This is a genomic window from Haloplanus salinarum (genome assembly GCF_024498175.1).
GTDB classification, from domain to species: Archaea; Halobacteriota; Halobacteria; order Halobacteriales; family Haloferacaceae; genus Haloplanus; species Haloplanus salinarum.
On sequence record NZ_CP101823.1, the window covers coordinates 476,230 to 497,537 of the forward strand.

A 21,308-nucleotide genomic window follows, 5' to 3' on the forward strand; every position below is an offset into this window, starting at 1 on the left:
GATAAAAGGTGCGCCCCGCCGGAGCGGTGCTGTTCAGATTAGTTGATTCCATGCGAAGGCGAACGATCTAAGCCACTCGTTTGCAGTTTCTGCTTCGGCGTTGCTGAAACAGTTCGAGAAACTGGTAGTTCTGCGTTTTACTTCACGAAAACACGTTCAACGCTGTTCCGATTTCCATGGCGTTCGTATCTGAAATCGAGGCCGTGGCGACGGCACGCGTCGTTCAGGGGTTTCGCACCGTCGACGAGAAACACCGCGTCGTCAACGTCGTGTTTCTCGCGTAATTCGCGAAAGAACGAGTAAGCGATAACGTTCGTTCTCGTCGGTTCGAGCTTTGTATGGAGTAATTCGTTCGTCTCCGGATCGACCGCGGCGTACAGCCAATACTGCTCATCGTTGAGTCGGATCACCGTTTCATCAACCGCAACGTGATCCGGGCATCGACCCTCTTCGGGCTGTAGATCGGCTTTGTGGACCCAGTTGTGAACGGTAGATCGTGCCCTCTCAACACCGAATATTTCAAGAATAGAGACAGTATTCGAAAGTGATAGTCCAGCAAGATGGAGCTGAATACTGAGCTTCATCAACAGCCGCGGTGTTGCTTCTCGTTCCACAAAACCTAACTCGATTCGGTCGATACACCCGTTGAGGCTAGCGTTTTCGGGCATGAACAACTTAGAAAACGCTACGCCTCACCTTTCAATCCTTATCTGAACACGAGGGCCGGAGCGGTCGATCAGGTCCCGAGGTCGCGCCACGCGCCCCAGAACCGTTGGAGCGCCGTCAGATGCCCCACGACGGCGAAGAGGACGAGCAGCCAGCCGACCACGGAGAGGGGGCCGAGTGGGTCGGTCACGACGGCGGCGACGACGCCCATGACGCCCACGAGCGCGAGGCGGTCGGCCCGCCCGACGAGGCCGCCGTACTCCCGCCCCAGTCCGACCGCCTGGATCTGCGTGCCGAGATACGACGTCATCAGGACGCCGGTGACGGCGAGCAGTCCCAGGCCGTACCGGTCGACGCCCGCGGCCAGCCCCACCACGAGGACGATGTCGGCGTAGCGGTCGAGGACGTGATCCAGCAGGTCGCCAGCCCGGGAGTCGACGTTCTGCGTGCGGGCGAGCGCGCCGTCGAGCAGGTCGAGCCAGCCGTTCGCCAGGACACAGAGGGCCCCGAGGAGGTAGCCGAGCGGCGTGGCGAGATAGAAGCCGCCGGCGGCCGCGAGCGCGAACCCGAAGGCGACGACGCTGACGCCGTCGGGCGTGAGGCCGATCCGGTCGGCGGCGGCGACCATCGGATCGAGAAGGAGTTCGGCGACGGGACGCAGGCGGTCGAGGGTCATAGGTAGTCGATGAAGTCCACGTCACCCGCGCTGGGTTCCCGGTTGCCGGCGATCACCGCCTCGATTTCGGCCGCCACCTCGGCTGGCGTCCGGTCGGTCGTATCGACCTCGTAGACGTTTTCGACCCCGTGACGCTCGACGGCCTCGGAGAGGATCACGTCGAGGGCCTCGCTCTCCGCGTTCTCCGTGGCCTCCTCCTCGCTCGCGCCCCGTTCGCGTAGGCGCTCTTCCAGCGTGTCGGGGTGACACCTGAGCACGACCACCCGGTCGGCGTCGAGGTGGTGGGCCAGGTGTGACTCGGCGACGCCGGTCCAGTCGCCGACCGCCTCGCGGACCGCCTCTAAGTCGGCCACCAGCGAGTCGCGGTCCGCGTCGCGCTCGGTCCACAGCCCAGCCTCCCGGATCAGGTCGTTGAGGTGGATCACCGTGACGTCGAGTAGCGTCGTCGCCGACGTCTTGCCGGTGCCGGGGGTCCCGGTGACGGCGACGCGTCCCTCGCTCATGCCCGCACCTCGGTCAGCACGTCGTTGATGATCTCGACGGCCCGTCGGGTCCCCTCGCGGGTGCCACACGAGACGCGGACACATTCGGGCAGGCCGAAACTCGAACAGTCGCGGACGATGACGCCCCGCCGCTGGGTGGCGTCGGCGACGGCGCCGGCATCACCCACCTCCGCGAGGACGAAGTTCCCGCCGCTCTCCCAGGTCGGCGCGTCGAGGTGGTCGCGGAGGTAGTCCCGCGCCCAGCGGGCCGTCTCGACGGTCCGTTCGAGGTGCTCGTCGTCGTCGAGGGCGGCCAGCGCGGCCCGGCACCCGACCTCGCTGGCGGCGAAGGGGGTGTTGACCCGAGCGTAGGCCTCGCCCCACGCCTCGGGGACGACGCCGTAGCCGACCCGCAGGCCCGCGAGGCCGTAGGCCTTCGAGAACGTCCGCGTGACCGCGAGGTTGTCGTGGGTGTCGAGGAGGTCGATGGCCGAGGGGGCGTCGGTGTACTCGGCGTAAGCCTCGTCGACGACCAACAGCGTGTGGTCCTCGACCGCCTCCGCGAGGTCGACGATGGCCGCCCGCGAGAACTCGGCGCCCGTCGGGTTGTGGGGCGTGGTGAGGTAGACGATCCGTTCGCCGTCGTAGGCGTCGAGGACGGTGTCGGGGGTCTGGGCGAAGTCGTCGGCCTTCGCGAGGTCGTAGGTCGCCACCTCGCCGTGGTGATAGCGGGCGCTCATCCGGTAGTACGAGAAGCCGGGTTCGGGCGCGAGCACCCGGTCGCCGGGGTCGAGGAAGGCCCGGGAGAGGTAATCGAGCGCGCCGTCGGCGCCCGGCGTCACCCAGACCTGTTCGGGCGTGACGTCCCAGCGAGCCGCCAGTTTCTCCGCGAGGTCGGTGTGGGACGCCTTGGGGTAGACGCCGACGTTCGGCGCCGTCTCGCGGATCGCCTCGACGGCCGCCGGACTCGGGCCGTGGGGGTTCTCGTTCGAGGAGAGCTTCGTGAGGTCGTCGGGGTCCATCCCCAACTCGCGGGCGACCTCCTCGGCGCCGCGACCGGGGACGTACGGCGAGAGATCGGAGAGATCCCGTGGTTGCATGGTCGGAGGATGCGGGCGCCGACGCTTAAGCGTGGCCAATGGGTCGCGCGAACGGGTCAGCGATCGCCCCCCTCGATCGCCTCGACGCCGTCGTGGACCACTTCCAGCGTCTCCGTCGCGACGGCCGGACCCTCGGCCACCAACTCGGGGCCCCGCCACCGAACCGGTGTGGCGCCGAGACAGCGCCACCCCCGTCCGCGGGTTCCCGAAGCGTCGAGGAGATACACACTGACGTCCCGCGGCTCGATCGCTCCCTCGATCCAGTCGCGGAGCCAGGTCCACAGCCGTCGGTCGTCGGTGACCCCGCGCCGGAGCGAGAGGTGTGGAGACGCGGCGTCGTGCGGGTCGGCGTCCCCGTCCCCGGTCGCGACGCGCACCGACAACCCCCGGATCTCGCTGAACCCCATCGGTTCCAGGCCGTCGATCGCCACGTCGAAGCGGTGGCGCGTGTAGGGGTCGACGGGGCGGTCGCTCATCGCTCCGTCGGGCGGGTCGCGTTCCCCCTGCCCCGGCGCCGGCCGCCGTCCGTCTCCTCCCCGCCGCCGTCGACCCGTTCGTACGCCTCGAACACGACTTCGAGCGCCTCGACGGCGACCGCCGACCGCTCGGCGTCGAGGGTCGGCGCCTCGTACCGGGACGGCCACGCGCGGCCGAACTCCCACCGTGCGCCCGGGGCCCCCTCGCGGTCGAGGAGGACGACCGCGACGGAGCGACGCGCCGTCTCCACCTTCCCGTCCTCGACGAGGCGCCGCCATTCGGCGAGCGCGACGGAGTCCTCGGTGACCCCCGACTCCAGGACCAACGGCCGGAACTCGTTCAGCCCGGCGAGTTTCCGAGCCGTCGGCGGATCGTTTCCCTCGCGGTACTCGACGACGCCCGTCGACGCCGACGGGAGGCGACAGACGTTGAACCCCGCTTTGGCGATCCCGTCGATCTCGACGAGAAACCGGAACGAGCGAAACGGCCCGTGTCGGTCAGGCATCGGCCCTCCGTGCGCTCCCGTGAGTGTTGGTATCGGTAGACATACGACAGCCACCCACACGTTCACTGCTATTGAAGCTTTCCGCGAGGCCTCAGAGCCACCCGTCGAGGCGGTCGGCGAGCCGACAGGAGAGCGCCGCGATGGTGAGCGTCGGGTTCATCGCGCCGCCGGTGGGGAAGACGCTGCTGCCGGCGATCCAGAGGTTGTCGAGGTCGTGGGTCCGGCAGTCGGGCGCGACGACGCTCTCGGCGGGGTCGGTGCCCATCCGCGTCGTCCCCATGTGGTGGAAGGCGGGGCCGGTCGCGTCGGGACCGACCACCCAGTCGATTTCGGCGTCGAGTTCCTCCAGGATGGCCACCTGCACCTCGTTCGCCCGCTCGATGGCCGCGCGGGTCCGCTGGCCGATCGACCACCGGACCTCGGGGACCGGGTTGCCGTGGTCGTCGGTCGTCGAGCGGTCGAGCGTGATCCGGTTCTCGGCGTCGGGGAACTGCTCGACGAGGCCGCCGACCGCGAGGTGGGTGCCGTAGGATTCCCGCAGCGATTCGAGGAGGGCGTCGCCCCAGTCGTCGGCGTCGAGCGCCTGGGTCACGGGCGAGGGGCCGGCGTAGTTGAGGAACTCCAGTTTGACGCCCGGGAGGGGGTCCGTACCGTCGTAGAGGGCGTGACACTCGGTGGTGTTGAACCCCACGTGGTTCTGCCGAGTTTCGCGGTCGATCCGGCCGCCGGCGCCGGCGAAGCAGTGGTCCATGAAGTACCGCCCGACGAGACCCGAGGAGTTGGCGAGGCCGTCGGGGTAGGACTCGGAGGCCGAGAGCAGGAGGAGGCGGACGTTCTCGACGCCGCCGCAGGCGAGGACGACCGCCCGGGCGTCCTGTCGGTGTTCGGTCCCGTCCGGGGTGGCGTAGACGGCGGCCTCGACACGCTCCCCGGCGTCGTCGTGGACGAGTCGCTGAACCGGCGCGCGGTCGATCACCCGGGCGCCGGCCGCCTCCGCGCGGGCGACGTGGCGCTCGGCGGTGTATTTCGCGCCCGAGGGACAGACCGGCTTGCAGGTGCCGTAGCCGACACACGCCGACGCGCCGTCGTAGGGTTCGGAGTTGCGGGCGTTCGGCACCGAGTGGGTGGGGAGGCCGAGCGACTCACAGGCCTCGGCGAAGATGGCGTCGCTGTGGGAGGGCGGGAACGCGGGGAGGGGGAACGGCTCCTCGCGGGGCGGGGCGAAGGGGTTGTCGTCGGCGCCGGCCACGCCGAGTTCGCGTTCGGCCTCGGCGTAGTGCGGGCGCAGGTCGGCGTAGTCGAGGGGCCAGTCGGCCCCGACGCCGTGTCGGGACCGCATCGCGAAGTCGCGTTCGTGCAGGCGCATCACCATCCCCTGCCAGTGGAGCGTCGACCCGCCGACGCCTTTCACCCGCGCAGCGTTCAGCGGGTAGTCCCGCGGCCCCTCGGTGGCGTAGGCGTCGCGCTCCCCGCCCATGCCCCAGAGCCCCTCGACGCCGGGTCGCAGGTGGGCGTCGAGTTGCTCCTCGCGGTCCGCGAGGTCGAACCGCGGTCCGGCGTCGAGGACGACGACGTCGTGGCCCGCCTCCGCGAGGCGGGCGGCGACGATGGCGCCCGCGGGGCCGGCGCCGACGACGCAGGCGTCCGCGCGCGGCGCTGGCGTTCGATCGGCCGCCGCGTCAGCCATGGTCCTCCATCCCGGCCCGGCGGTAGCTCTCGGTTCCGCCGGGGTGACCGATCGGGTTCTCGATGCCGACCAGTCGACCGCCGGTGGGCGACGCGTAGAAGGCATAGAGCAGTTCGTTGACGACGTAGAAGCGAACCCGGCCGGGGATCCCGCCGTTCGGGTCCGGATCGCTCGCGTCGACCCGGAGGTCCCTGAGCATGCCGTCGAGGGTCCCGGGGTCGAGTTCCGTCAGGGGCGTGTCGAACCAGTCGCGGGCCGTGGCGTCCAGTTCCGCGGCCGCGTCCACCACGCCGGCCCGTCGTTCGTCGTCGTCGGCCACCCGGCCGGATACGTACGTCTCGACGAAGTCGTCGACGCCCGTCGCGGCGTCGGGATACACCACCTCCGCGACGGCGACGAGCGTCGCGAGGGCGTCCTCGGGGACGTCGGCGTCGGCGGCCGTCGCATCCGCGGACTGATCGTCGTCGAGGAGCGTGCGTCCGACGGCGACCGCTCCGCCGGTCGCCGCCAGCGCCGCGACCGCGTCCCGCCTGGTCAGGTCCATCGGGACGGGAATTAGGCAGGCCTAAATTTATGGCTTGCCTTCCACTCTCGCGGACTGTGGCTCAGTCCCGTCGAACGGTAAACGAGAGGGTTTCGACGCCCTCGACCTCGACTTCCACCTCGTCGCCGTCGGCGAGGCCGCCGACGCCCGAGGGGGTCCCCGTCGAGATAACGTCGCCCGGTTCGAGGGTCATGTACGTCGAGATCTCCTCGATCAGCTCCGGCACCGTGAAGATGAGCTGTGAGATGTCGGAGTCCTGTTTCGTCTCGCCGTTGACACGGAGTTTCACCTCGGCTTCCTCTGGCAGGTGTTCGGGGTCGGCCACCACGGGGCCGAGCGGGGCGCCGCCGTCGAAGGCCTTGCCGCGCACCCAGTTTTGCTCCTGGCGCTGGTCGTCGCGGTTGGAGATATCACAGACGACGGTGTACCCCGCGATCACCGACTCGGCGTCGGCGGCGTCGACGTTCCGGCACTGCTCGCCGATGACGACGCCGAGTTCGGCCTCCCAGTCCACCTGCTCTTTGCCCGCGGGCAGGGTGATCGTATCGCCGTGGGCGGCCACGGTGTTCGGGGGCTTCAGGAAGAGCATCGGTCGGTCCGGGATCTCCATCCCCGTCTCCTCGGCGTGATCGGCGTAGTTGAGTCCGATACAGACGATCTTCGACGGTTCGCAGGGCGGGAGGACGTCGACCTCGTCGAGGGCGTAGGTTTCGTCGGCGAAGCTGACCGCGTCGCCGTGCCACTCGCCGGTGCGGACCATCCCTGCGGGGTCGCGGAATCTGACCTGTCGCATGGAGGGCGCTCGCCGGCCGACGGAATAAGCCTTCCCCGTTCGATCGGTGGGTAAGATTGACGGTCGCTTCCCGACAACTCCCCGACGCAATGGAACTCACTTGGCACGGCCACTCCACGTGGTACGTCACGGTCGACGACACGTCGCTGTTGATCGACCCCTTCTTCGACAACCCGCACACGTCGCTCGATCCGGCCGACGTCCCGGCACCCGACTACGTCCTGTTGACCCACGGCCACGCCGACCACGTCGCCGACGTGGGCGCGTTCCCGGACGCGACGGTCGTCGGAACGCCGGAGCTGACCGGCTGGGTCGCCGACGAACACGGCGCCGGGGACACGATCGGGATGAACCTCGGCGGCACCGTCGAGTGTGGCGACGCCTACGTGACGATGCACCGCGCGGATCACACCAACGGGATGATGACCGACTACGAGTACAGCGCCGGCACCCCAGCCGGGTACGTCGTCGGCGACACCGAGCCGACCCAGGAGACCGACGAGGACGCCTTCGCGTTCTACCACGCGGGCGACACCGGCCTGATGACCGAGATGCGCGACGTGATCGGGCCGTTCCTCGAACCCGACGCCGCGGCCCTGCCGGTGGGCGATCACTTCACGATGGGCCCGTCACAGGGCGCCATCGCCGCCGACTGGCTCGACGTGGACCACGTCTTCCCGATGCATTACGACACCTTCCCGCCGATCGAGATCGACGTGAGCCGGTTCGAGCGCGAGGTCGCGGCGACCGGCTCCGACGCCGACGTCCACGTCCTCGACGGCGACGAGAGTCACACGTTCGAACGGCCGTACGGCGACGGGTGAGCCCCGCCCGGATCCGGGGAGGGATAGTATTTAGACGCGGCGGCGCCTTTCGGGCGGTGGCATGAGCGATATCGAGACCATCACCGTCAGCGAGGAGGGCTTCGCCTGCGTCAACCAAGTCGGCGACTTCGAGTTCACCGTCGACGCGACCGACGAGGAGGGGCCGAACCCGAACGCGGCGCTCGTGGCGACGTACGCCTCCTGTTTCCTGCCCGCGTTCCGCGTGGGCAGCCAGCAGCGGGATCACGACGACCTAGGCAAGATCCAGATCGACGCGGACGCCGAACTGGACGACGAGGACGACCTCGCGTCCATCGAATTTGCGGTCCACGTCGCCGCCGACCTCTCCGACGAGGAGTTCGACGAGATCGTCGCCCGCGCGGAGGACATCTGTCACGTCCACGCGGCGCTCCGAGAGGGCCTCCAAGCCGATATCGAAGTGTACGGCGACGCCTTCTGAACGGCGCCGCCGCTGGCCGTACGGTGTGGTGACGCGGAGGAGTTCCGTCAGCGGCGGTACCAGCGGTAGCTCATCGCGCGCCCGTCGACGATCACGACCTCCCGATCGTTCGTCGCCGGCGGGCGTTCGGTATCGTCGTCATCGTCGTCCGGCCGCTCCCGGAAGACGTACGGGCTGTCGTTCGGTGGCATATGTCGTGGTAACGTGCCACACGCAAATAAAGCTGCGTCAGACACGGCGCGAATCGCCCGTTTCGGCGCCCGCCGAGACCGCGGGTCGACGACGGCTCCGTCGCCCGGCGGGCGTCGAATCGTCGCTTCCGGGTCCGCATCAGCCGAGGATCCGGTCGACGTCGGCCAGCGAGTCGAGGACGTAATCCGGCGAGACGTCGCTCTCGGCGATGTCGTCGTCGTCGCTGACGCCGGTGCGGACGAGCGCCGTGGTCATGCCCGCACGCTCGCCGAGGGCGATGTCGGTGTCGAGGCGGTCGCCGACGACCAGACACGACGAGGGCGACACTCCGAGGCTGTCGCGGACGATGCGAAGCGCCGGCTCGGAGGGCTTGCCGAGGACCACGTCCGGTTCGCGGCCGACGACGCCGGCGACGGCGTTGATGATGGCACCCGACCCGGGGAGGTCGCCGCCGGCCGCGGGGATCAGCATGTCCGGATCGGTGCCGACGAGTGGCACGTCGTCGTCCTCGCAGGCCCGGAGCGCGGCACAGAGGCGGTCGTAGTCGAACGACCGATCGATCGAGAGGACGACGGTCTCGGCGCGGGAGGCCTCGTCGACGACGGTCAGTCCTGCGTCGGTCAACTGCTCGACGAGCGCCGGTTCGCCGACGACGAAGAGCGCGTCGTCGGCGTGGCGGTCGGTGAGGTAGGTGGTCGTGACCGTCCCGGCAGTGACGATCTCGTCGGCGTCGACGTCGAACCCCGCCCGACCCAGGCGTTCGGCGTACGCCGGCGGCCGCTTCGTCGGATTGTTCGAGACGAACAGCCGCCGACAGCCCGCGGCGGCCAGTCGGTCGAGGCCCTCCGCCGCGCCGGGGATCGGCTCGTCGCCGCGCACCACGGTCCCGTCCACGTCGAGGACGACGCCACGATAGGTCATCACGCGGGGTTGGAACCCGAGGCAGTTGAACTTCGCGCTCGGCCTGAACGCCGTTAACGATCCGTTAGGTGTCACAAGGCGTCATTAGCTAATGGGATACCCCTAGTGGACTGGCGTAACCAGAAGGGACGACCGATCGTCCCGATCCGGGAGAGCAATCATGGACGGTAACTTCGAACTCACGAGACGGCGGGCCCTCGCGGCCATCGGAAGTATCGGCGTCGCGTCGGCGGGCGCCGGTTTGGGAACGAGCGCGTACTTCAGCGATCAGGAGACGTTCGAGAACAACCAGCTCACCGCGGGAACGCTGGACATGAAGGTGGCGGCGACCGAGCACTACTCGGACTGGTCCCCCGACGAGGCGGAGTACGCCGGGATGGCGTCCGACGAGGCAGCGACGGACATTCGCCTCCCACCGGGTGGGGACCAAGCCGACGCCCGGGACATCGCGATCGACGTCGACGGCGACAACTACGCGAACTTCTTCGACGCCATCTCGACCGACGGGGACGGCGACCCGTACAACCGTGTCAACGGCGGCGTGTCGGCGGCGACCGACGGCCTCTGTGGCACCGAGAGCGACGCCGACGGCCCGGTGATCATCGACATCTCGGACGTGAAGCCCGGTGACTTCGGGGGCGCGCAGTTCGCGTTCGAGCTGTGTGACAACCCCGGATACGTCTGGCTCACCGGTGGGCTGGACTCGGCGAACGAGAACGGCGTCACCGAACCGGAGGCCGACGACCCCGACGAGGAGAGCGGCGTCGTCGAACTCCTCGACGCGATTCAGGTGACCTATAGCGTCGGCCCGATCAACGGCGACCCGTCGGGCTTCGAGGACACCGACGCGGGCTTCCAGCCCGTCGAACAGTACACTCTCCGCGAGTTCTTGGCGACCCTCGACGGCGACGGCATCGCGCTGGACGGGGATATCGACGCCGAGGTCGGCGGCGGGACCGGCGAGCAAGGCTGTTTCGCCGGCAGCCTCGACGACGGATCGGCGGTTCACCAAGTGAGCGTCGTCTGGTGGCTGCCGATCGACCACGGCAATCAGGTGCAGTCCGACTCCGCGACCTTCGAACTGGGCTTCTACACCGAGCAGTGCCGCCACAACGCGGGCGAAACCGACCTCGTCGCGTACTACCCGTTCGAGAACAGCGCCGACGACCTGAGCGGGAACGGGTACGACGGGTCGAACAGCGGCGACGTGTCGTACACGAGCGGGCAGGTCGGACGGGCGGCGTCGTTCGATGACGGAGACGCCGTTACAGTCACCCATGACGGATCGCTCACCGACCTCGCGGACTTTACCGCGTCGGCGTGGTTCCGATCGACAGAAGACGGTCGGAGGGATCAGGTCGTGTTCGGAATCCGGCAGGGATACGAAATCGTCTTCGATTCGGCCGGAGGACGAACTTCGTCCGACAATTCGCTATGGTGGGCCATCGATAACGGTACCGGCGACTGGGCCGTCAACGACACCGGTGCGGGCCCCCTCACGCTCGGCGAGTGGCATCACGCTGTACTCGTACAGGATACCGATGACGACGAGGTTCGAGTCTACGTCGACGGGTCACTAATCGTCACCGACGATGGGACTGGGGCGGTCAACTCGACGACGGGTGATCTCGGGATCGGATCTCGCGGCGATGGGTTCGGGCAGTTCGTGGGCGATGTCGATGACGTCCGCATCTACTCCCGGGCCCTCTCGGCGAGCGAGGTGCAGTCCATCTACGATTCGGCCTGACCCCCCCTCACGGAACCAAAGAGCCATTTGGACGCCGCCCTACCTTCCGGTACCGTGACGAACACGCAGCTGACACTCGTTCAGATCGACAACTACGGGCCGTGGACGGTGACGCCGGAACCGCGCCGCGAGATGGACCTCCAGACGCTCCAGTCGCGCCTCTTCGCCGACATCGCGCAGTTCGTCGGCTACCGGGGCGGATACGCCTTCTTCACCCGATTCGACAACATGGTCGCGGTGACGAACGGCTTGGACGCGGCCGACCACGAACTCCTTCAGGAGTCGATGGGGAACCGCTATCCGGTCACTCTCAGCCTCGGCGTCGGCGTCGACCCGAACCCGGCAGTCGCGCTGGAGCGGGCGACCGAGGGCCTCCAGGGTGCCGGAAGCGCACAGGACGGCGACCGGCGCGAGGTCCTCGTCGGCGAACCGATCGACGACGGGAGCGACGACGTATCCATCGCCCACTTCGACGTGAACGACGCGACCGAGAAGTACACCGACCGACTCAACGAGTTCGACTCCTTCATCCAGATCGAACAGGGGTACGCGACGCTGATGCGCTACCTCCGCGAGGAACACGGTGGACTCTCCTTTTTCGTCGGCGGCGACAACATCATCGCCGTCACGCCCGAGATGACGTCCGACGACTACCGGAACGCCATCGACCACGTCGAGGAGGCCGTCGGCGTCGACCTCAAGGTCGGTGTCGGCCGTGGCGCCTCCGCTCACGAGGCGGGGATGGCGGCGAAACACGCCCTGGAGGAGTGTCGCCACCGTGGGACCGCGGTCGAGCGCGGCGACGTGACGGCGGACGGCGACGGCGAGTAGGTTACGCCTCGATGACGGCTTCGCCCACGTCGAAGTTCTGGGCTTCGAGCGCCTCTTCCATCGCCGTCAGCAGGCAGGCGACGTTCTGTCGACGCGCGGAGTAGCCCATGCACCCGATCCGCCAGACGTCGCCTTCGAGGGCACCGAGACCGCTCGCGATCTCGATGTCGTACTCCTCCATCAGGAACTCGATGACGGCGGTGTCGTCGACGCCGTCCGGCACCTCGATGGTGTTCAGGCTGGGCAGCCAGTACTCCTTCTCGGCCGCGGGTTCGAGGCCGAGTTGCTGGAGCCCCTCCCGGAGTTCGCCCGCGACCTCGCGGTGGCGCTCCCAGCGGTTCTCCAGGCCCTCCTCGGCCACGAGGCGAAGCGCCTCGCGGAGCCCGTAGAAGTTCGTGGTCGGGGCGGTGTGGTGGTAGTTACGCTCGTCGCCCCAGTACTCCATGACGAGGTCGAGGTCGAGATACCAGGAGCCGGTGTCGGTCTCCCGGTTCAACACCTTCTCGCGGGCGCGGTCGTTCATCGTCAGCGGCGTCGCCCCGGGGGTACAGGAGAGACATTTCTGGGGGCTGCCGTAGGCGGCGTCGATGCCCCACTCGTCGAGGTGGAGTTCGACGCCCGAGAGGGACGTGACACAGTCCGCGAGCACGAGCGCGTCGTGGTCGTGGGCGATGTCGGTCAGCTCCGGGACGTTGGGCTGGCGAACACCCGTGCTGGTCTCGGCGTGGATGAACCCGAAGACGTCGGGCTGGTGTTCGTCGAAAGCGTCGGCCACGTCCGCCGGCTGGAGCGGCTCGCCCCAGGGGGCGTCGACGGTCACCACGTCGCCGCCCGCACGGCGAGCGAGTTTCCCCATGCGGTCGCCGAAGTACCCGTTCGTGGGGACCAGCATCGTATCGCCCGGCTCGACGAGGTTGCCGATGGCCGTCTCCATCGCGGCCGTGCCCGTCCCGCTCGTGGCCAGCGTCCACTCGTTGTCCGTCTGGAACGTGTACCGCAGCAGCTCCTGGATGTCGTCCATGATCTCCAGGAAGGCCGGGTCCATGTACCCGAGCGCCTGCGTCGACATCGCGCGCAGGACACGTGGGGCGATCATGCTCGGGCCGGGACCCATCAAGATCCGTGACGGCGTGTCGAATTCGCTCGTGTCAGGTGGGCTCTTCATACCGGACCCGAAGGGCGAGCGGAATAAAAACCTGGGTGTTCGTGGCAATACATCGTCGAAGTTCGATTCGACGATTGCTACATGCAGACGTTTCACGTGGTGGCAGGTGTCATCCCCACCGCGCCCACGCGAACCGCCAGCCGAGCGTCAGAACCGCCACGACGACGTAGGCGCCGATCAGCGAGGCGAGGAAGTAAAGCGCCAGTCGCACGGGCGGCATGGTCTCCGCGGAGACGGCGGCGCTGACGCTGTAGGCGAGAGCGAGCGCGTGATGGTACCAGTCGAACGGCCAGGCCGACTCGCCGCCGTCCGTCGGGTCCGGAAACGACTCCCCGTCCGGTGGTGCGGACATACGTCCGCGTCGACGGCCCGCGTGAAAAGCGGCGGGGCCACGCGTCCGACGCGACCTCCCACAGGAACTTTGGCGACGCCGCGCCAGCGCCTCCCTATGGACCGCCGCGCGTTCCTCGCTGCCCTCCACGCCGCTCTGCTCCCTACCGGCTGTCTGACCGCGCCCGACGGTGGCGGCGACGCCTCGACTACCCCCGATGGATCGACGGCGACGCCCGAGGGCGACCGTACCTCGTCCACCCCCGATTCCGACCGGATCGCCATCGTCGTCACCAACGGCCGTGACGCCACCCTCGACGTCACGCTGACTGTCACGAGCGACGGCGACCGCGTGTACCGCGGGACCGTCGCCGTCGGCGCGGGCGCGCGACGGACCGTCGACCCCGGCATCGATCGGACGGGTGCGTACGAACTGACCGTGGCGCTCCCCGACGGGAGCGAGTCCGTTCGCCCCTTCGACGTCGAGGAGTACGACCGCCGGACGGGGGCGAACCTGATCGTCGAAATCGGCGAGCGGATTCGGATCCTGATGGAGGAGTGATCGACCGGCGGTTCGTCGTCGCTATTCCATTCGAGACTGATCCGAGGTTGGGGGGGTTGTGAACTCCTCCTCTGGAAGAGATATCTGTTCCACTCCTCTCGGTAGTCCGGTGATAACGTAGACGATCAGGGGACGTAAAGTGCAAAAATAGTAATATTTATAAATATGATCTAATTAACATGTAGCCATGAGTGAACTTGAAACCACAAAAGAGTTCACAGGAGAAATGGGATTTACGTTCTTTGTCGCGGCCTTTTGTTGTCTACCGTACGGAATTTATAATTACTATTCAAACAGGGAAGAGAGAGTGATCTGCCCGGAGTGCAGGGAGACGGCCGACATGCAGGCATCGACGTGCCCTAATTGTCAGGAAGATCTAGATCAGTACAAATAATGGATAATGGAAAACCCGCTAAAGAAACTGGTTAGAAAGGTCGGAAAAGAGGACCCGCTGCTGCTAGCGCATCATCCTACCTGCGAGTATTATTCCCATCATGTGGTCGAATTATACGGACAGAAGCTCTGTATGGGCTGCTTCATTGTGTATCCCGTTGGCTTTGTCTCCTTATTCGCTCTAATCGTATTGCGTTTGACTGTATTCAGCGAACAAATAGCGAATACAACGACACTCTCGTTGTATATGATCGGATTTCTGCTCATTTCACCAAAGGTTTTACTCAAAATCATCCCCGGGCGGCGAACGAGCTGGCAGAGAATATTGACAAAGGCTACATTAGCCGTCGGTTTGGCGTTTGTCACTCTTCCCTTCGTTTTCAGGCCGAGTGAGCGGGTCCTCACCCTGTGTTTGTTTTTCGGCTTCCTCATCCCCTACGTCGGGTACAAGGCCTGGACAGCGACTGACGACTGTGAGGGCTGCCCAGAAGCCGACGATTTCCCTAATTGCTCTGGCATGTCCTTCGATGGGACCTATACGTACTCCACAGACGATCAGGACCGGTAAAAATCACTCACTCCCGCTTAGCAACTCTGGGATCCACTATAGTAGCGATTGAAACTGTTTGCACAGCCGACCGTACGCAGTACTGGGATCGGCTGTGTGATGACTTTCAATCGCTACTATAGTTAGCAGTGGACACGTCAGGAAGAGAGCCGTGCGTACGTTTGGACGGCGCCGAACCGCTCGGCGAGCGGATGGCCCGCGACCTCCACCTCGACGAGGCGTTCGAGGAAGTCATGGAGAAACGCGGGCGGGCCGACATGCCCCCCGAGAAGGAGCTTCTGATAGGGACGCTCATCCTCGCCGGCACGGTCGTGCTCTCGAAGACCGACCTGCCGGCGCAGGCCCTCTCGGAGGTGGGCGGGGACGCTTGACCGGGCAAAAGAGCGGATGATGCGCGAGGCGATGGGACAGGTGACGCCCTCGGAGACCCCCCGTCGCCCAGGCCTTCGCCGACGTCATCGCGAACATCGAGGCCCGGCAGATGGCCGCGGTCTCCCGACTCGCCGAGGCCGCCGACGTCGACGGGGCCTACCTGGTCGCTCCTCAAGACGTCAAGCTTCCCGAAGCCATCAAACTCCTCGCGACGACCGGCCGCGGCAAGGTCCCGTCCATCCGGATCACCCAACGACTCCAAGAGATCGACGAGGCAGTCATCTCCCGAAACAACGCGAACCTGCTCGGCGGTTTCGGGAGCGACCGTGATCGTGGGAAGCTCGACGCCGAGTACCCTGTAGAGGTGCACAACCCCGAGGCCGACCAAGTGCCGAACCTCCCCGCCGAACTCCATCACCCCGAGGACGGTCCCGTCCCCTGCAGAAGACCGAGGTTGACGGCGTGGTCCGGTCGAGCGAGTGGACCTATCGACCGACGAGGGCGAGATGGAACGGCTGGACTCGGCGAGCATCGAGATGACGGCTAAACACTACGGCGGGAGTGACCAGAAACTCCGCCATCCCTTCGACTCATGACCGAACCCAAAGAACCGATCACGCTGTACGGATCGAAGGCCGCCCGATTCAGGGAGATACGGGATCAACTCGAAGACGAGTACGGCGTTCGGCCGACGAACCCGGAGGGGGTGTTCGAACTCATCAAGAAGTGGGACGGGCCGACCTGAGTCAGTCCCAGACCGTCTCGACTTCGGATTCCTGTATGACCCCGTCCGAGGTGATGATCGCGTCCGTTTCCTGGGCTCGGTCGCTGGCGACGATCATGCCGTCGTGAATACTGAACTCGTCGACCATTGCGGCGTACTCGAGGAGTTCGGCGTCGTTGACGGGCGCGATAGAAATCGGCCCTTCACCGACTAACGCCTGCCGCGTTTCCTCCGGCGTTCCGGTGAGTGTGACCCCGCGGACATCCCCGTCCCGAGAGACGGCGTAGAGAACTTCTGCGAGGGCCGTGCTCGGCGCTTGAATCACCGTCTCTCCGGCTTCCGCTTCGGCGAATATCCGATCCGCTCTGGGCGGAAGCGAATCGACGAGATACACCAACAACGCGACCGCGTCGGCCGTGTACGTCGCCACGATTAGGCTTCCTCGTAGTTGCGGTCACGGCGCTCGCGGACGCGCTGTTCGAGTTCCTCCGCAACGGCTTCGCGTTCTTCTTCGGAGGTGTCGTCAGGCAGGAGCATCCCGCGTCCCGACGTGCGCGTGCGCTTCTTGACGACGATACCCTCCTCCGTATCCATCCAGACGACCTCGTCGCCCGGTTCGAGGTCGTACTTCTCGCGCAGTTCTTTCGGGATCGTCGTCTGTCCCTTCTCGGTGACGCGCGTCGACTTGCTCATACTCGGTAATACTCGTCGTAATACCTTAGCTGTTAGGTGAATCCTCATAGAACCTATTCCGTTCTAAGAGAGTCTTGCGCGGTCGATTACAAGCGAACGTCCATTTGGTCGGAGCGTCGCATGGGAGAACTTGCAGACAGCTTCGACACGCTCGCGGACTCGGACATGTGGACCGACATCGGCATCCTGTTCGGGTCGTTCCTCGCGGGCACGGTCGTACGGAACCTGATCGAACCGCACTCGCCGTGGGATCTCCCCGACGAGGTGTACGGTGTGGCTATCGTACTCGGCGCCGGCTACCTCCCCGAGGGGACGAACATAGCCCGAATGGGCGGTGGTCTCTACACCGTCGACAAGCTCGCCGAACGGCTCGACCTGAAACAGCGCGTCACCTCCGTCGGTGACGGGGGCGGTAACTGATGGTCGAGATCTTCGTCGTGGAGGGAGAAACCAGCGACGTCGTCGAGACCGAGACCAACACCCCCCCGGGGTGATGACGCCCATCGCCAAGATCACACCGTACCGGGGCACCTTCTTGCGCCTGCTCAACCGCGTGGCCAAGGGCTCCGAGCAGGGCGTCCCGATCTACGCCAAGCTCCGAGACAGCAACGGCGACCTGCTCGCCGTCTCGACGAAGCTTCAGTTCGAGATCTCGCCCGCGGGGACCGACGAGCAGGTCGACGATCGGACGGGGGGCGAGTGATGCTGGTCCCCTGTCCCGATCCCGACGACGCCCCGTTCAACGAGACGGTGAGCGCCACACTCGCGCCGGGGCAGAAGCTCACGGCCGAGTTCACGCCCGAACAGAGCGAGACCCCGATGTACCTGCCGATCCTCGCGGTCTCGAAGTACAAGACCTTCAAGATAGGAATGGGGTTGGAGGGATTTGAACCCCCGATCGACTGATATCTCCGGTTGCGCCTCGGTACTCCAGAGGGTCGTCGTCGCGCGGCGATGATCAGTCGCGCGCTCGGTATATCAGCTGGAGTGTCGTCACCGGGCGTGGCCTCTGGAGTCAGTCGCCATGCCGGGCTTGGCCACAACCCCTCGCTACTTCGTTACCCGAAGGACCGTAAAGGGATTTCGGTTATCGGTCGGCGTCGGACCAGTCGCAGTCCTGACACTTGTAGCCCGTGATGAGTTCGGTAACCGTGGGCATATACGAGACGGCGAGGACGTCGCCCCCGCACTCCGGACACGCCCTGTCGGCGTCCTCGATGCCGTCGGCTTCCATCGGTCGTTCGCCCTCGATCAGTTCGGCCAGTCGCTCGGGGGTCACCATGCGGCCCTGGACTACGCGGTTTGACATACGTCGACGGTGGGCGTGGAGACGGGTAAGCCCTGTGTACCGGCAGTCGGCGGGCGGGGACAGTCGCCGCCGACCCGGCGGCGACCCCCCGCGTCGACGACCGGTAGCTTTTGGTACTATGGAGTGGTATGGATGGATACGTACACCACCGATATGCACGGGGTAACACTCGGTCAACACGGCGGCGAGGTGGGGTGGCTGTGACAGCACCGTACAACTACGACGGGATGCTCGATCTGGGGCCGGAGTCGGGGTCGACGTACGTCTGCTCCAGGTGCGAAACGACGTTCGAGGAAGACCTCTGTCTCTGCCCGGTCTGTGGAACGCTCACCGTCGAGCGGCGCTCGCGGTCCGCGGACTCCTGATACTGTTCGCGGTGAGTCATTACCGGTGGCTCGACGGACTGTCCTGGCGAACCAGGGGGACACAGTTACAGTACCCCGACCCCGTCGGCGACGCGTGAGCACGCTGGGCGGGAGAAATAACTTTGAGGGAGCCGTCGTTATGGGTGGGTAGCCGGTTCGATTCGGCCATCACATGAGCTCACCACCCTGCGTCCTCGTCGTCGAAGACGAAATCGAGTTGGCCGAACTGTTCGCCGAGTGGCTCTCGGAGGACTACGAGGTGCGCGTGGCGACAAGTGGGGAGGAGGCCCTCGAACGGGCCGACGAGGACGTCGACGTGGTGTTGCTGGATCGACTGATGCCCGGGCTCTCGGGCGACGAAGTGCTCGAACGGATTCGCGACCAGGACCTCTCGGTCAGGGTCGCGATGGTGACTGCCGTCGAGCCCGACTTCGACGTCCTCGAGATGGGGTTCGACGACTACGTGGTCAAACCCCTCTTTCGGGAGGACGTGCGCCGACTCGTCCGTGGGCTCCTCGAACGCAACGAGTACGACCGTACCCTCTCGACGCTCTTTGCCCTCGCGTCGAAACTGTCGGCCCTCGAATCCCACAAGACCGAGGACGAACTGGCCGAGAGCGAGGAGTACGCCCGGCTCAAGGACGACTTCGAGCAAACACGGGACCGGATCGCGGAGCTGGAATCCGGGATGACCGAGAACGACTTCGAGGCGGTGTTTTACGACTTCGACCGGGTGGATCTGTAGTCCGATCCCGCCCGTCTCCCCACGCCGCACCCACGAGACGGACGCCCTGCCCGTCGTCGCCGATCCGCGGTCTCGCAAATCGCCCGCCTGGGACGACCACGCCGTCCTCCTTTCGATGATCGTACCAATCGAACTTTGTTTCGCGACGTTGACAGCCGAGTGTATGATACGAGCCGAATTCGGTGTCCGCACGTCCCCGTCGACGCCGCCGACCGACCCGCGGCCGGTCGAGTCGGCGCGTACAGTGCATGGACGAACTCTCGACTCGAACGACACGGAGGGTGTGCGATGAGCGTGAGCAACACCACGGCTGGCGAGTCGTTGGTCGACCTCTCGAAGAGCCCGCTCGGCTACGTCGCCATCGTGTTGGCCGTCGTGACGGGCGTGATCCACCTCTTCCTGGCGCCGCAGGTGATCGGATTCAGTCGGACGCTGGCCATCCTCTTTGCCCTCAACGGCTTGGGCTTTCTGGGTGGGATCGCGATCTACCTAACCCGCTACTGGCGTCGGGAACTGTACCTCGTCGCCGCACTCTATGCCCTCGCGACGGTCGTCGCCCTGTTCGTCTTCCAAGGGTTCGGCGTCGACGCGTTCTACCAGGGAGGTAGTTTGAACCCGATGGCGGTCATCGCCAAGGGTGCCGAAGCGGTGTTGGCCATCGTCACCGGCTACCTCTATACGAGCACGGGGTGACCCCGGCCGTCAGGGTTCCGGCCCGTCGAACACCTTTCCGGGGTTCATGATCCCTGCGGGATCTAGCGCCTCCTTGATCGAGCGCATCGCGTCGACGGCCGCCTCGCCGTGTTCGGCGACGAGGTAGTCCTGTTTGCCGAGGCCGATGCCGTGCTCGCCGGTCGACGTGCCGCCGACTTCGATGGCGTGTTCGACGATCCGCCGCGAGACGTCCTTGCCGTGGGCCACGTCCTCGGGGTCGTCCGGATCGATCATGACCGTGTAGTGGAGGTTGCCGTCGCCGGCGTGGCCGAAACAGGAGATGAGAAAGTCCTCCCGCTCGCCGAGCTCTTTCACGTACCGAACGAGGTCGGGATACTCGCTGATGGGGACGGTCACGTCGCCGGGGGTGAGCGGCGAGAGGTCGTCGTCGTAGGGCTCCAAGGCCTCCGCGAGTTCCCGGCGCGCCGCCCACAGCTCGTCCATCCCGTGTTCGTTTTCGGCCACCTCGAACTCGGTCACCCCGTGGGCCTCGAAGATGGTCCGACAGAACTCGATCTCCTCCTCGATGCCGTGATCGGCGTGGAACTCCACGAACACCATCGGCACGTCCGGGAGGTCGGTGTCGAGGTGGGCGTTCGACATGGCGGCGCTCAGGCGGTCGATCAGTTCGATCTTCGCCACGTCGACCCCGGACCGGACGGCGTCGAAGACGGCCTCCGCGGCGTCGTCGAGCGTCTCGAAGTGGGCTCGGCCGCCCCTGACCTGCTGGGGGCGTCCGGCCAACTGGATCGTCACGCGCGTGATGACGCCCAGCGTCCCCTCGCTGCCGACGATCAGGTCACCTAGGTCGTAGCCCGAGGAGGTCTTGGCCGCCTTGCTCCCGGTCGTGATGACCTCGCCGGTCGGCAGGACGACTTCCATGCCGAGCACCCAGTCGCTCACCTCGCCGTACTTGACGGTCTTCATACCGCTGGCGTCGTTGGCGAGCATCCCGCCGATGGTCGAGATGGCGCCCGAGGAGGGGAGCGCCGGGAGGAACAGGCCGTGTTTCGCCACCGCCTCGTTCACGTCGTCGCCGAGGATTCCCGGCTGGACGTCGATCTGCAGGTCGTCCGGGCGGACGTCGAGGACGGCGTCCATCCGGTTCATATCGAGGGTGATGCCGCCCTCGACGGGGACGGCGTTGCCCTCCAGGCTCGTCCCGGCGGCGTAGGGGGTGACGGGGACGCCGTGTTCGGTCGCCGCACGCAGGACAGCGGCGATGTCGTCGGTCGACTCGGGCCAGACGACGACGTCGGGGCGGACGCCGTCCTCGCGTGCGGTCCCCCAGTCGTGGGAGCGTTCCTCCCGGTCCGCGTCGCCGACCGAGATCTGATCCGCCGCCAGACCCAGGTCGTCGACGAACGTGGTATCGTGTTGCATACTCCCAGTCAGCGGGAGCCCGAGTATTAGACCTGTTGCTCGACGACGGGAACCGGCGGCTATCAGCGCGGAGAATCGGC

Annotated in this window: 30 protein-coding genes, 1 tRNA gene and 1 pseudogene; 14 read left to right on the plus strand and 18 right to left on the minus strand. The window is 66.4% G+C overall.

The window, feature by feature from the left end:
• Window positions 1-33: 33 nt before the first annotated feature.
• From NO364_RS02475 to NO364_RS02515, 9 genes and pseudogenes are all read right to left on the minus strand, one after another.
• A pseudogene (locus tag NO364_RS02475) lies at window positions 34-668 on the minus strand (IS6 family transposase).
• 68 nt (window positions 669-736) lie between these two features.
• Window positions 737-1,342: a CDP-alcohol phosphatidyltransferase family protein gene (locus NO364_RS02480; RefSeq protein ID WP_257628445.1), complete on the minus strand. Its 606-nt coding sequence runs from the start codon at window positions 1,340-1,342 to the stop codon at window positions 737-739.
• Window positions 1,339-1,845 (minus strand): adenylate kinase family protein, encoded by a 507-nt coding sequence (locus tag NO364_RS02485; RefSeq protein ID WP_157688838.1) that lies wholly within the window; start codon window positions 1,843-1,845, stop codon window positions 1,339-1,341. Before NO364_RS02485 ends, NO364_RS02480 begins: the two co-directional genes overlap by 4 nt.
• A complete protein-coding gene (gene hisC / locus NO364_RS02490) occupies window positions 1,842-2,924 on the minus strand; it encodes a histidinol-phosphate transaminase (RefSeq protein WP_157688837.1) in 1,083 nt (360 codons plus the stop codon). The genes NO364_RS02485 and hisC overlap by 4 nt, the downstream gene beginning before the upstream one ends.
• Window positions 2,925-2,980: 56 nt before the next feature.
• Window positions 2,981-3,400 carry a phage tail protein gene (locus NO364_RS02495; protein WP_257628446.1) on the minus strand — a complete coding sequence of 140 codons (420 nt, stop codon included), beginning with the start codon at window positions 3,398-3,400 and terminating at the stop codon, window positions 2,981-2,983.
• Complete coding sequence (locus tag NO364_RS02500; RefSeq protein ID WP_257628447.1) at window positions 3,397-3,906, minus strand: phage tail protein; 510 nt, start codon at window positions 3,904-3,906, stop codon at window positions 3,397-3,399. The genes NO364_RS02495 and NO364_RS02500 overlap by 4 nt, the downstream gene beginning before the upstream one ends.
• A 91-nt stretch (window positions 3,907-3,997) precedes the next feature.
• Window positions 3,998-5,593 carry a GMC family oxidoreductase gene (locus NO364_RS02505; RefSeq protein ID WP_157688829.1) on the minus strand — a complete coding sequence of 532 codons (1,596 nt, stop codon included), beginning with the start codon at window positions 5,591-5,593 and terminating at the stop codon, window positions 3,998-4,000.
• Entirely contained in the window at window positions 5,586-6,137 is a 552-nt protein-coding gene (locus NO364_RS02510) for a gluconate 2-dehydrogenase subunit 3 family protein (protein WP_157688828.1), read from the minus strand. The genes NO364_RS02505 and NO364_RS02510 overlap by 8 nt, the downstream gene beginning before the upstream one ends.
• A gap of 61 nt (window positions 6,138-6,198) precedes the next feature.
• Entirely contained in the window at window positions 6,199-6,930 is a 732-nt protein-coding gene (locus tag NO364_RS02515; RefSeq protein ID WP_157688827.1) for a fumarylacetoacetate hydrolase family protein, read from the minus strand.
• Between the two features lie 89 nt (window positions 6,931-7,019).
• Here NO364_RS02515 and NO364_RS02520 point away from each other — a divergent pair, with 89 nt between their 5' ends.
• Both NO364_RS02520 and NO364_RS02525 read left to right on the plus strand, forming a co-directional pair.
• A complete protein-coding gene (locus tag NO364_RS02520) occupies window positions 7,020-7,754 on the plus strand; it encodes a metal-dependent hydrolase (protein WP_257628448.1) in 735 nt (244 codons plus the stop codon).
• 61 nt (window positions 7,755-7,815) lie between these two features.
• Entirely contained in the window at window positions 7,816-8,214 is a 399-nt protein-coding gene (locus NO364_RS02525) for an OsmC family protein (protein WP_257628449.1), read from the plus strand.
• Between the two features lie 47 nt (window positions 8,215-8,261).
• Here NO364_RS02525 and NO364_RS02530 read toward each other — a convergent pair whose 3' ends face one another.
• Complete coding sequence (locus NO364_RS02530; RefSeq protein WP_157688824.1) at window positions 8,262-8,405, minus strand: hypothetical protein; 144 nt, start codon at window positions 8,403-8,405, stop codon at window positions 8,262-8,264.
• Between the two features lie 139 nt (window positions 8,406-8,544).
• Window positions 8,545-9,327, minus strand: coding sequence for an HAD-IIA family hydrolase (locus NO364_RS02535; protein WP_257628450.1), 783 nt, complete (start codon window positions 9,325-9,327; stop codon window positions 8,545-8,547).
• A 160-nt stretch (window positions 9,328-9,487) separates the two neighbouring features.
• Between NO364_RS02535 and NO364_RS02540 the strand changes: the two genes are divergently transcribed.
• Window positions 9,488-11,074 carry a LamG-like jellyroll fold domain-containing protein gene (locus NO364_RS02540; protein WP_257628451.1) on the plus strand — a complete coding sequence of 529 codons (1,587 nt, stop codon included), beginning with the start codon at window positions 9,488-9,490 and terminating at the stop codon, window positions 11,072-11,074.
• Window positions 11,075-11,128: 54 nt separating this feature from the next.
• Window positions 11,129-11,905, plus strand: coding sequence for a GTP cyclohydrolase IIa (locus tag NO364_RS02545; protein ID WP_157688821.1), 777 nt, complete (start codon window positions 11,129-11,131; stop codon window positions 11,903-11,905).
• A 1-nt stretch (window position 11,906) separates the two neighbouring features.
• Here the strand turns inward: NO364_RS02545 and NO364_RS02550 are convergent, their stop codons facing one another.
• Together NO364_RS02550 and NO364_RS02555 are read right to left on the minus strand one after the other, a co-directional pair.
• On the minus strand, window positions 11,907-13,070 hold the full coding sequence (locus NO364_RS02550) for a pyridoxal-phosphate-dependent aminotransferase family protein (protein WP_257628452.1): 1,164 nt from the start codon (window positions 13,068-13,070) through the stop codon (window positions 11,907-11,909).
• Between the two features lie 109 nt (window positions 13,071-13,179).
• A complete protein-coding gene (locus NO364_RS02555; RefSeq protein ID WP_257628453.1) occupies window positions 13,180-13,422 on the minus strand; it encodes a hypothetical protein in 243 nt (80 codons plus the stop codon).
• A 96-nt stretch (window positions 13,423-13,518) separates the two neighbouring features.
• Between NO364_RS02555 and NO364_RS02560 the strand changes: the two genes are divergently transcribed.
• The 5 genes from NO364_RS02560 to NO364_RS02580 all read left to right on the plus strand — a co-directional run bounded on the left by NO364_RS02560 (window position 13,519) and on the right by NO364_RS02580 (window position 16,040).
• A complete protein-coding gene (locus NO364_RS02560; protein WP_257628454.1) occupies window positions 13,519-13,962 on the plus strand; it encodes an Ig-like domain-containing protein in 444 nt (147 codons plus the stop codon).
• Between the two features lie 187 nt (window positions 13,963-14,149).
• Window positions 14,150-14,356, plus strand: coding sequence for a hypothetical protein (locus NO364_RS02565; RefSeq protein WP_157688817.1), 207 nt, complete (start codon window positions 14,150-14,152; stop codon window positions 14,354-14,356).
• 728 nt (window positions 14,357-15,084) lie between these two features.
• On the plus strand, window positions 15,085-15,294 hold the full coding sequence (locus tag NO364_RS02570) for a hypothetical protein (protein ID WP_257628455.1): 210 nt from the start codon (window positions 15,085-15,087) through the stop codon (window positions 15,292-15,294).
• 110 nt (window positions 15,295-15,404) lie between these two features.
• Window positions 15,405-15,842 carry a hypothetical protein gene (locus NO364_RS02575; protein ID WP_257628456.1) on the plus strand — a complete coding sequence of 146 codons (438 nt, stop codon included), beginning with the start codon at window positions 15,405-15,407 and terminating at the stop codon, window positions 15,840-15,842.
• A 45-nt stretch (window positions 15,843-15,887) separates the two neighbouring features.
• Window positions 15,888-16,040: a hypothetical protein gene (locus NO364_RS02580; RefSeq protein ID WP_157688814.1), complete on the plus strand. Its 153-nt coding sequence runs from the start codon at window positions 15,888-15,890 to the stop codon at window positions 16,038-16,040.
• 1 nt (window position 16,041) lies between these two features.
• Here the strand turns inward: NO364_RS02580 and NO364_RS02585 are convergent, their stop codons facing one another.
• Window positions 16,042-16,449, minus strand: coding sequence for a hypothetical protein (locus tag NO364_RS02585; protein WP_157688813.1), 408 nt, complete (start codon window positions 16,447-16,449; stop codon window positions 16,042-16,044).
• A 2-nt stretch (window positions 16,450-16,451) separates the two neighbouring features.
• Complete coding sequence (locus NO364_RS02590; protein ID WP_257628457.1) at window positions 16,452-16,712, minus strand: AbrB/MazE/SpoVT family DNA-binding domain-containing protein; 261 nt, start codon at window positions 16,710-16,712, stop codon at window positions 16,452-16,454.
• 120 nt (window positions 16,713-16,832) lie between these two features.
• Between NO364_RS02590 and NO364_RS02595 the strand changes: the two genes are divergently transcribed.
• Together NO364_RS02595 and NO364_RS02600 are read left to right on the plus strand one after the other, a co-directional pair.
• Window positions 16,833-17,132 (plus strand): hypothetical protein, encoded by a 300-nt coding sequence (locus NO364_RS02595; RefSeq protein ID WP_157688810.1) that lies wholly within the window; start codon window positions 16,833-16,835, stop codon window positions 17,130-17,132.
• Window positions 17,133-17,205: 73 nt separating this feature from the next.
• Entirely contained in the window at window positions 17,206-17,415 is a 210-nt protein-coding gene (locus NO364_RS02600) for a hypothetical protein (RefSeq protein WP_157688809.1), read from the plus strand.
• A gap of 168 nt (window positions 17,416-17,583) precedes the next feature.
• Here the strand turns inward: NO364_RS02600 and NO364_RS02605 are convergent.
• Together NO364_RS02605 and NO364_RS02610 are read right to left on the minus strand one after the other, a co-directional pair.
• Window positions 17,584-17,759 (minus strand) — tRNA-Trp (locus NO364_RS02605).
• 40 nt (window positions 17,760-17,799) lie between these two features.
• Window positions 17,800-18,021 (minus strand): DUF5795 family protein, encoded by a 222-nt coding sequence (locus tag NO364_RS02610; protein WP_157688808.1) that lies wholly within the window; start codon window positions 18,019-18,021, stop codon window positions 17,800-17,802.
• 200 nt (window positions 18,022-18,221) lie between these two features.
• Here NO364_RS02610 and NO364_RS02615 point away from each other — a divergent pair, with 200 nt between their 5' ends.
• From NO364_RS02615 to NO364_RS02625, 3 genes are all read left to right on the plus strand, one after another.
• The gene (locus NO364_RS02615; protein ID WP_157688807.1) at window positions 18,222-18,386 is read left to right on the plus strand and encodes a hypothetical protein; all 165 of its coding nucleotides are present in this window, start codon (window positions 18,222-18,224) and stop codon (window positions 18,384-18,386) included.
• 172 nt (window positions 18,387-18,558) lie between these two features.
• The gene (locus tag NO364_RS02620) at window positions 18,559-19,131 is read left to right on the plus strand and encodes a response regulator (RefSeq protein ID WP_257628458.1); all 573 of its coding nucleotides are present in this window, start codon (window positions 18,559-18,561) and stop codon (window positions 19,129-19,131) included.
• A gap of 288 nt (window positions 19,132-19,419) precedes the next feature.
• Entirely contained in the window at window positions 19,420-19,824 is a 405-nt protein-coding gene (locus NO364_RS02625; protein ID WP_157688805.1) for a DUF7475 family protein, read from the plus strand.
• Between the two features lie 9 nt (window positions 19,825-19,833).
• Here NO364_RS02625 and NO364_RS02630 read toward each other — a convergent pair whose 3' ends face one another.
• Complete coding sequence (locus NO364_RS02630; RefSeq protein ID WP_257628459.1) at window positions 19,834-21,228, minus strand: FAD-binding oxidoreductase; 1,395 nt, start codon at window positions 21,226-21,228, stop codon at window positions 19,834-19,836.
• Between the last annotated feature and the right edge of the window lie 80 nt (window positions 21,229-21,308).